Source organism: [Clostridium] aminophilum (genome assembly GCF_900101295.1).
GTDB classification, from domain to species: domain Bacteria; phylum Bacillota; class Clostridia; order Lachnospirales; family Lachnospiraceae; genus Clostridium_R; species Clostridium_R aminophilum_A.
Genome location: NZ_FOIL01000086.1, coordinates 1 through 8,225 on the forward strand (window position 1 = coordinate 1; position 8,225 = coordinate 8,225).

Here is an 8,225-nt window from a genome sequence, read left to right on the forward strand (position 1 = left end):
GACAAGGATCCTGAGTCATAGCTGAGCTGGCACCCTGGTTATGGATAGGCAGAACGAAGGAAGTGAGGACGCCCAAAGAGGCTGATCCTGTTGGACATGAGAGGTGAGCTGCCATATAGGGATGGGTATACATCGAGGCCATTTAAATCGTAATCAAACGACGCTTTATTTGGAGTACCCAAAAAACCTATATATCTGTCAATTTAGGCAAGGATTAGTCCATAACCAAGCAATCACTCAATCTGAGGATGAATAAAAATCTATGAATTTACACAAAAAAACACTTGATTAATTGGAGAGGAAATTTCTTCGAAATTCCCTATGAAACAAAAACGCTCCGCGAGGATGCGCACGCCGCTGTAAGGAAGCTGTCACCTGACGGTGACCAGCGGCGGCGCGCAAAGTCCGCGGAGCTCCCCTCAGGACTGAGGGGATGGGGGAGCCGAAGTCCGCTTGCGGACTTTGTTCTGGATCGAAAAGAAATATATTGATAGGGAAAGGATGAATTGACAAAATTCTGAATATTATCATTCTTATTCACTTTATACTGTTAAAAACAGATAAAATGTGATATGCTGTCAATATCATTGGCTTCAATCTATACATGACGGAAGGGGATGACAGCAGCATGTATTATCCGGACGAGGTAATCGAGGAAGTACGGTCCAGAAACGATATTGTGGACGTCATTTCCGGATATATAAAACTGAAAAAATCCGGTGCGAATTACTTCGGACTCTGTCCTTTTCACGGTGAAAAATCGCCTTCCTTCTCCGTCTCGCCCACCAAGCAGATGTATCATTGCTTTGGCTGCGGCGTCAGCGGAAATGTCATCACGTTCGTGATGAAATATGAGAATTTCACGTTCCGCGAGGCACTGGAGATGCTTGCGGACCGCGGCGGCGTCACTCTGCCGAAGATGCAGTACAGCCGTCAGCAGAAAGAACAGCAGGATCTGAAGAATACGATTCTTGAAATCAATAAGACCGCGGCAAACTATTTCTATCATCAGCTGAAGGCCCCGCAGGGCAAACGCGGATTGGATTATTTTGCGGGAAGACAGCTCAGCGATGAGACCATCCGGCATTTCGGTCTCGGATATTCCAACAAAACCAGCAATGATTTATATCAGTATCTGAAGAGCAAGGGATACAGCGATTCGGTGTTAAAGGAGACGGGCCTTGTCAGCTACAAGGAACGTGGCGTTTACGACAAGTTCTGGGACCGTGTGATGTTTCCGATTATGGATGCGAACAACCGTGTGATTGGTTTCGGCGGCCGTGTCATGGGCGACGGGGAACCGAAATATCTGAATTCGCCGGAGACGAAAGTGTTCGAGAAGAACCGGAATCTGTACGGTTTGAATTATGCGAGAACCACGAGAAAAAAATATATGCTTCTCTGTGAGGGATATATGGATGTGATCTCCATGCATCAGGCCGGATTCACCAACGCGGTGGCGTCGCTGGGAACCGCGCTCACCGAGAATCATGCCAAGATTCTGAAACGTTACACGGATACGGTCATTCTGACATATGATAGCGACGGAGCCGGAACCAAGGCGGCGCTCCGCGCGATCCCGATGCTTCGGGAAGTCGGAATTACGACAAAAGTTCTGAATATGAAGCCTTATAAGGATCCGGACGAGTTTATCAAGGCGGAAGGTGCGGAAGCTTTCGAGGCGCGGATCGAAGAGGCGAGAAACAGTTTTTATTTTGAAATCGACGTGCTGAAGCGGGATCTGGACATGTCCGACCCGGATCAGAAGACGGAATTCTATAACAAGACTGCCCGTAAACTGCTCGTTTTTGAGGAAGCTCTGGAGAGAGACAATTACACGGAAGCCGTCGCGAGAGAATTCATGATTCCGCAGGACAAGCTGCGGGGACTGGTCAATCAGCTGGCGATGAAATACGGTACCGGGCCGGAGAGTCAGGAAGGCTATTTCCGGAGCCGGACCGAACCGAAAAAAGATGCCTACGGTTTTCAGACACCGCAAAGTGCAAAATCCACCGGACGAAATCAGGAAGAGACAAGGGCCGGATCAAACGGACCGAACACGCAGAATTACGAGGAGAACAGCTTTATGCCGGATAGTTTTGTCCCGGACGGCTTTCGCCCCGAGGACTACGCGTCAGACCCGGATGATTTCGGCGGATATGTGCCGGATGAGGATGCAGATGCGGGAGAAAATGCGGATCCCGACCGGTTCCGCAGGCCGGAGAACAGAGAGAGGCGGACGCCGGGACCGGCCCGGAGCGCTCCGAAGAGGAGAAGCGAGTCCGAGGAGGGACTCCGGCAGTCAGAAAGGCTTCTTCTGACCTGGCTGATCGAAAAACCGGCGCTCTTTGAAAAACTGAGCGGCATCATCGGACCGGAAGATTTTGTGGAACCGCTTTACCGGAGAGCGGCGGAGGATGTATTCCGGGAACACGAAAACACGCCGGACGGAAGCGTCAATCCGGCAAAAATCCTGAATCATTTCATCGATGATGCGGGGAGCCAGGAAGAGGTGGCGAAGCTTTTCAACTGCGACATCGCCGAATCTCTGGAGAATGAAGCACAGAAGAAGGCATTTTCCGAAACCGTGCTTCGAATCAAGAAAAATAGCATAGAACATCAGCTGGCATCCTGCACGGATATCGCAAAAATGCAGGAACTGATACACGCACAGCAGGATCTTACGAACCTCAGAGTTACGATGGACTGATATAGAGCAGTCTGTCTTGCCGTAATACCTTTTGCAGTTAAACAGGTGAACGAAGTCACAAGAAACACAAGGGGGAACAGACATGGCCAGAACCAGAAAAACAGAGGACAGAGAAGAAATGATCATCGGGGACACGGAATTTGACGCGAAGCTTCAGGATTTGCTGAAACTTGCGCAGTCGAAGAAAAATGTTCTGGGTGAACACGATATTGTGCAGGTATTCCGGGTTCCGAAACCGGATGAGATGGAACGGATCTATGAATTCCTGGACAAGAACGGCGTCGATGTGGTCGCGGAGGAGTCGGATGAGGAGTTTGATCCGGAACTGGCTCAGGATCTGGAAGATGACATCGAGGATGACAATCTGATGGACCATGAGGACGACATATCCGAGGAGGAAGCCGCGCTGGAGGAAGCGTCGATCGAGCGCATGGGCGAGGGAAGCAGTGTCACCGATCCGGTCAGAATGTATCTGAAGGAGATCGGAAAAGTTCCGCTTCTGTCCAGTGATCGGGAGATCGAGCTGGCAAGACAGATCGAAGAGGGAACCGACGCGGAGAAGAAGCTGGCGAAAAATGAACTCGCACAGGCGAATCTTCGTCTGGTGGTAAGTATCGCGAAAAAATATCTCGGCAGAAAGCTTTCTTTTCTGGATCTGATTCAGGAGGGAAATCTCGGTCTGCTGAAAGCAGTTGAAAAATACGATTATCGAAAGGGATTTAAGTTCAGCACATACGCCACATGGTGGATCCGTCAGGCCATCACGAGAGCGATCGCGGATCAGGGAGATACCATCCGCAAGCCGGTTCACATGTATGAGACCATGAGCCGGCAGCAGCGCACGGCGCGCCAGCTCCTTCAGGAGCTCGGAAGAGATCCGTCTCCGGAGGAGATCGCGGAGCGCATGGGCATCAAGGTCGAGCAGGTGCGCAAGATCATGACGCTCTCGCAGGATCCGGTATCGTTGGAAACCCCCATCGGAGAAGAGGGCGACAGCCACATGGGAGATTTCATTCCGGATGACAATGTCCGCGTGCCGCAGGATGAGGCGGAGAAGCAGTCGCTTCACGAGGAGATTATGGAGGCACTGGATACGCTGACTGACCGCGAGCAGAGAGTGCTCCGCATGCGTTTCGGTCTGGACGACGGAAAACAGCGAACCCTCGAGGAAGTCGGACAGACGTTCGACGTCACGAGAGAGCGGATCCGTCAGATCGAGGCAAAGGCGCTCCGCAAGCTGAGACACCCCAGCAGAAGCAGAAAATTAAAAGATTTTCTGGACGAGTGATGCTGACGCTGCGAAACCGCTTTGCGGTCCTTCCGCGGGATCGGGGCGGCCGCCGGAATCGGGCAAAACGCCCGGGCTTTGGCGCATATGCACGAAAATAAAGGAACAGACAGATCTATGACAGGAAATACAATCGAACTTTCCGCCCGGCTTTCTCTGGTGGCGTCCTTTGTGCGCCCGGGGGAAACCGCTGCGGACATCGGAACCGACCACGGGTATATACCGATCCATCTGGTGCAGAGCGGAGTCTCTCCGCGGGCACTGGCGATGGATGTTGTTCCGGGACCACTGGAGCGGGCAGAACAGCACATCCGCCGGTACGGCCTTTCCGACCGGATCGAAACCCGGCTCTCCAACGGCTTTGAAAAAATGGTGCCGGGAGAGACCGATACCTGCGTGATCGCCGGAATGGGCGGACCGCTGGAAGAAAAAATCATCGGGGAGGGCTGGGACTGCGTCCGGAAGCTGAAGCATCTGATTCTCTCACCCCAGTCGGACATCATGGAATTCCGCCGCTTTCTGCACCGCAAGGGGCTTGTGATCGTGCGGGAAAAGATGGTGAAGGATGCCGGAAAGTACTACACGGTGATGGATACGGAACTTCGCGAAGACGGTGAGATGCCGGCGGAAGACAGCATTTACCTCCGGTTCGGCGCCTGCCTGATCCGCGAAAAAGATCCGGTGTTCCGCGAATACCTGGAAAAGGAAAAGCAGGTCAGCCTGCAGATTCTTGCTGGACTGGAAAAACAGGATTCCGGGCGGGGAAGAGCGCGGGCGGAGGAACTGCGGGAATATCTTGCGGCGATCAAGGAGGCAGAACATGAAATGCAGTGATGTCATTCTGGTATGCGAAAAGCTGGTGCCGCTGTCTTATGCCGAAGACTGGGATAATCCCGGCTTTCAGGCGGGCAGAGGCGATAAGGAAGTGTCAAAGATCCTGCTGGCGGTGGATCTGACCGATGCCGTTCTGGACGAGGCCGAGGCCCGCGGGGCGGATATGATCATTACCCACCATCCGCTGATTTTTAAGGGACTGAAGCTGGTCAATGACGGCGATTTTGTCGGAAAACGGATTCTTCGCCTCGCGGCGGCAGACATTGCATATTATGCGATGCATACGAATTTTGACTGCATGCCGGGAGGAATGGGGGATTCGGCCGGAAAAATGATGGATCTTCAGAATATGAAGGTTCTGGAGCCCACCGGGATCTGCCGGGACGGCAAAGAATACGGAATCGGCGTCGTGGGGGATCTGCCGGCACCGATGACGCTGCGTGAGATCGCGGAATACACCAAAAAGGTTTTCCATATTCCGCATGTTTCCGTTTTCGGCGATCTGGGATCCGGGAAGATGATCCGGCGCGCCGCGCTCCTTCCGGGGTCCGGCGGGAGCGATGTGGATGCCGCCGTGGCCAGCGGCGCGGATGTCTACATATCGGGCGATATCAGCCATCATCAGGGGCTGGACGGACTGGAAAAGGGAATTCCGGTCATTGATGCGGGACATTACGGTATCGAGCACATATTTATGCCGGTGATGAAGGATTATCTGGAAGAGATTCTGACGGATGAAGTGGAGATCATGACGGCGGAGGAACATTTTCCGGCAGAGGTGATCTGAGGGAGGTATTCATATGCTTACGATCAATATTGGGGAAGACACCTACGAAGTGGAGCACGGAACCGCGATCCGCGAACTGACGGACCGCTATGAGGATGTGGATGCGCCGAAGATTCTTCTGGCGGAGATCAACGGAAAGCTTCGCGAGCTGCACCGGCCCATCGAGGAGTCCGGAACGCTGAAACTCATCACGGCGCGGGATAAGAGCGGAATGTCCGCCTACAGCCGAAGCGCCCTGTTTCTTCTGATGAAGGCATTTTTTGATGTGAGCGGCAAGGATGATGTCAACCGCCTGAAAGTGCTGTTTTCCATCGGAAGCGGCCTTTATCTGGAACCGCGCAACGATCTGGAAGTGACGCAGGATCTGCTGGACCGCGTGGACGCGGAGATGCGGAGACTTTCCTCATGCCGGATTCCGATTCACAAGAGAAGCATCAATACCGACGACGCGATCGCGCTCTTCCACAAACATCACATGTTTGACAAGGAACGGCTGTTCCATTACCGCAGGGCGTCCCGTGTCAATGTGTACAGCATCGAGAACTTTGACGATTACTTTTTCGGATACATGGTTCCGGACACCGGATATATCCGCACCTGGAAACTGGCTCTCTACGGAAAGGGATTTGTGCTTCTGCTTCCGACGCCGGGAGATCCGGACTGCGTTCCGGAGTTTTCGCCGAGTTCGAAACTGTTTGAAATCCAGCGGGAAGCGGATACCTGGGGGGCAAAACTCGGCGTATTTGATGTGGGAACACTGAATGACGCCATCGCGGAGGGGAAAACACAGGATCTGATTCTCATGCAGGAGGCGATTCAGGAGAAAAAGATCGGAGAGATCGCCGAGGAAATCTATCGATCCGGCCGGAAGATCATTCTGATCGCGGGACCGTCGTCCTCCGGTAAGACCACATTTTCCCACCGTCTGTCCATTCAGCTGGCCGCGCTGGGACTTACGCCGCATCCGATCGAGACGGACAATTATTTTGTGGACCGTTCCAGAACGCCGAGAGACGAAAACGGAAAGCTGGATTTTGAGTCCATCGACGCGCTGGACGTAGATCTTTTGTCCAGGGATATCAACGCGCTTCTTCGCGGGGAGCAGGTGGAACTTCCGAAATTCAATTTCCTCACCGGAACGAGGGAGTACAACAAGAATTTTCTGAAAATCGGAGAGGGTGACGTTCTGGTGCTGGAAGGCATCCACTGCCTGAATGAAAAACTGTCCGGCGGTTTTCCGAAGGATAAGAAGTATAAGATCTACATCAGCGCGCTGACACAGCTGAATATCGATGAGCACAACCGGATTCCGACAACCGACGGAAGACTGATCCGCCGCATTATCCGCGACGCGAGAACGAGAGGTCACGGCGCTCAGGCAACGATCGCCATGTGGGACAGCGTCCGCCGGGGAGAGGAAAAAAATATTTTCCCGTATCAGGACGAGGCGGATGTGATGTTCAATTCCGCGCTTTTGTACGAGCTTTCGGTGCTCAAGCAGTTTGCGGAACCACTCCTCTATAAGGTGCCGCGGGACAGCGAGGAGTATCCGGAGGCGAAGCGTCTGCTGAAATTCCTCAGCTATTTTCTCGGTGTTTCGAGCGAGACGGTACCGAAGAATTCCCTGCTTCGTGAATTTGTGGGCGGAGGATGCTTCGGCGCGTAAAGAGAAGGGGCGATACGATCGCAGGAAGCTGTTTTCAAAACGGAACCGACTCTCAGCAGTGCGCCGCAGATCCGCGAAAATAATCAAAGAGACGGACATCTCATTTGACAGAGAGATGAAAAGATGATAAAGTAACGGATGTTCTGAGCAGGACAGATGGTCGCTGCCGTAAGTGCCGAAAGGCCGCGGGAGAGGAAAGTCCGGGCTTCGCAGGGCAGGATGCCAGATAACGTCTGGTGGAGGTGACTCCCAGGACAGTGCAACAGAAATAAACCGCCATGACTTCATGGTAAGGGTGGAAAGGCAGTGTAAGAGACTACCGCCCGCGTGGTAACAGGCGGGGCACATGTAAACCCCATCCGGAGAAAGACCGAACAGAGAACATATGGCGGCCCGTCAGTTCTCGGGCAGGTCGATTGAGCCTGGTGGCGACATCAGGTCTAGATAGATGACCATCCAACGACATAACCCGGCTTACCGTTCGGCTCAGAACTCTAATAAATTCAGACAAAAATGATATATCCCCGATTCCGGAAGAAACCTGTTTTTCTCACCGTATGACGGGATGTACCGCGGGATAAAAAAAGGAGAAAGCAACCGGCTTTTGCAGCCGGCTGCTTTCTCCCTTTTGGTGCGCCCGGCGGGCGCACGTTCTAAGGGGTGAAAGTCCCTGATCCGCCCGGCAGTGGGAAGGATGCAGCCAGAGGCAAGGGCTCCACCGTGAGGTGTGGGTCTGAAGGAAGCCCGAGGCAAAGCGCTGGCCTGACGAACAGGAATCCCGAACAGGCTGTGAAGCGTGGATGAGGCTGCCAAACAAGCCAAAGTCCAAAAACTGCACGGAACGCCAACAGTAGACGGGACAGGTATAAGTGTGAAAGAACGTGTGGGTACCCGGGGAGATCTCACGGACGCGGCAAAGACGATACAACATTCGCCGCCG

Annotated in this window: 5 protein-coding genes and 1 other RNA gene; all 6 read left to right on the forward strand. The window is 53.2% G+C overall.

Annotated features, from left to right (window positions below; all coding sequences use genetic code 11):
• Positions 1–628: 628 nt before the first annotated feature.
• The 6 genes from dnaG (at position 629) to rnpB (ending at position 7,778) form a co-directional block, all read left to right on the forward strand.
• The gene (gene dnaG / locus BMW41_RS13565) at positions 629–2,710 is read left to right on the forward strand and encodes a DNA primase (protein WP_074650721.1); all 2,082 of its coding nucleotides are present in this window, start codon (positions 629–631) and stop codon (positions 2,708–2,710) included.
• A 118-nt stretch (positions 2,711–2,828) separates the two neighbouring features.
• Complete coding sequence (gene rpoD, locus BMW41_RS13570; RefSeq protein ID WP_074650726.1) at positions 2,829–3,998, forward strand: RNA polymerase sigma factor RpoD; 1,170 nt, start codon at positions 2,829–2,831, stop codon at positions 3,996–3,998.
• Between the two features lie 117 nt (positions 3,999–4,115).
• The gene (locus tag BMW41_RS13575; RefSeq protein WP_242870360.1) at positions 4,116–4,832 is read left to right on the forward strand and encodes a tRNA (adenine(22)-N(1))-methyltransferase; all 717 of its coding nucleotides are present in this window, start codon (positions 4,116–4,118) and stop codon (positions 4,830–4,832) included.
• Positions 4,819–5,619: a Nif3-like dinuclear metal center hexameric protein gene (locus tag BMW41_RS13580; RefSeq protein WP_074650723.1), complete on the forward strand. Its 801-nt coding sequence runs from the start codon at positions 4,819–4,821 to the stop codon at positions 5,617–5,619. Before BMW41_RS13575 ends, BMW41_RS13580 begins: the two co-directional genes overlap by 14 nt.
• A gap of 13 nt (positions 5,620–5,632) precedes the next feature.
• The gene (locus BMW41_RS13585; RefSeq protein WP_074650724.1) at positions 5,633–7,285 is read left to right on the forward strand and encodes a nucleoside kinase; all 1,653 of its coding nucleotides are present in this window, start codon (positions 5,633–5,635) and stop codon (positions 7,283–7,285) included.
• A gap of 144 nt (positions 7,286–7,429) precedes the next feature.
• An RNA gene (rnpB, locus tag BMW41_RS13590) (RNase P RNA component class A) lies at positions 7,430–7,778 on the forward strand.
• Positions 7,779–8,225 lie beyond the last annotated feature (447 nt).

Coding starts and splice junctions, on each gene's coding strand:
- dnaG (WP_074650721.1), top strand. CDS start 629: ATGTATTATCCGGACGAGGTAATCGAGGAAGTACGGTCCAGAAACGAT.
- rpoD (WP_074650726.1), top strand. CDS start 2,829: ATGATCATCGGGGACACGGAATTTGACGCGAAGCTTCAGGATTTGCTG.
- BMW41_RS13575 (WP_242870360.1), top strand. CDS start 4,116: ATGACAGGAAATACAATCGAACTTTCCGCCCGGCTTTCTCTGGTGGCG.
- BMW41_RS13580 (WP_074650723.1), top strand. CDS start 4,819: ATGAAATGCAGTGATGTCATTCTGGTATGCGAAAAGCTGGTGCCGCTG.
- BMW41_RS13585 (WP_074650724.1), top strand. CDS start 5,633: ATGCTTACGATCAATATTGGGGAAGACACCTACGAAGTGGAGCACGGA.